General features: G+C 58.0%; 2 protein-coding genes. Both read left to right on the forward strand.

The genetic code is table 11. From position 1 onward, the window contains the following. The first annotated feature begins 449 nt into the window (after positions 1–449). Entirely contained in the window at positions 450–647 is a 198-nt protein-coding gene (locus tag AC629_RS47545) for a hypothetical protein (protein WP_168195764.1), read from the forward strand. A 59-nt stretch (positions 648–706) separates the two neighbouring features. Then, a complete protein-coding gene (locus AC629_RS43950; protein WP_168195765.1) occupies positions 707–1,099 on the forward strand; it encodes a DoxX family protein in 393 nt (130 codons plus the stop codon). Positions 1,100–1,297: the final 198 nt, after the last annotated feature.

The following is a 1,297-nucleotide window of genomic DNA, read 5'->3' on the forward strand; positions in this document are numbered from 1 at the left end:
GGCCGCTGATCACCGCGATCACGGCCTGAGGCCGGCCCAGTTTGGGCTTCAAGGCCGACGGCCCTGTAAAGCCGTTTTTACACGGCCAAGACCCGGAACGGACTTCAGCGGTTAGTCTCAACCTCGGCAGTGTCCGTCCAAACCGCATTGAGCGCCAATACGAAGACCGTGGCCCCGCAGCCCAATGACCAGGTAGCAGCGACAGCTATCGGTCCAATGGTCGGGCGATACGGAAACCCGGCGGCGTTGCCAACGAGAGCGACGACGACCAGCATCGAGACGGAGGCGTTGGCATCCAGCGCGTGCTCGGCAGCGAGCCCGCCGTAACAGCAGCGCGCCGCATTGGATAGGTCGCCCCGAAGCAGAGCAGCACCGCTGCAATGATCGCGCTCGAGACGCGCCAAACCGTCGTCTCGGTCAGGCCGCAAAGTGCCAACAATGGAGGCAACATGCAGAACGCCGCCGACAAAAGTCCGGATTCCAAGTATAATCGCGTCAGAACAAGGTGGAAGCCCGATATACCTTTGCCAGTCGTTTGGCGCAGAACGATGACGATTGCGCAGAATCCGGCAAACGTCATTGCCAGTGTTGCAAGCGTGTACGGATATGCGGATCCGGGCAATTCCATCGTTTTTACTCCCGTCTGATGAGTACGTTGCGACCACAACGAACAGACCGCCGGATGGGGAGAACGGAGCGACGAGCCATGCACGCCATGAAAGCCTACTTGCCTCCGCTTGCGCGCTTGCTGATGTCTGGCCTTTTCATCTGGGACGGCATCTTCCAGCTGCGCGATCCGAGCGGGACGGCGAAGTATTTTGCGACCGTCCACGTACCAATTCCCGATGTGGCGGTTTGGATTTCCATCGTTTTCCATCTTCTCGCTGGATTGGCCATCCTGGTAGGTTTCAAGATTCGGTGGGCGGCTGCAGCGCTCGTCGTTTTCTGCCTAGGCACCGGCTTTGGTGTTCACCTGGCGGCCGGGGACTTCAACAACATGATCCATTTCTATAAGAACCTGGTGATGGCAGGCGGCTTCCTTTACGTAATGACCTACGGCGCGGGCGCCATGAGCATCGACGGTGTGGACGAAGCGTAGTTTGCCTTCACTTCAAAACTAAGATTCGATGTCCGCTGATGGCCCTTCGCGCCAATTCGTTGCCACGCAATAAGCTGGTCGGTTTCGGGGAAGAGCAGACATCGAACACCAGCCGAACCCGCAGAGTCGGTCGAGAATGACCCTGGCTGTGTAAAAACGCGAATGATCGAGACACGGCTAGAATTACATTCTTCAGTT

The sequence above is a fragment of the Bradyrhizobium sp. NAS80.1 genome (genome assembly GCF_001908205.1).
Taxonomy (GTDB): domain Bacteria; phylum Pseudomonadota; class Alphaproteobacteria; order Rhizobiales; family Xanthobacteraceae; genus Bradyrhizobium.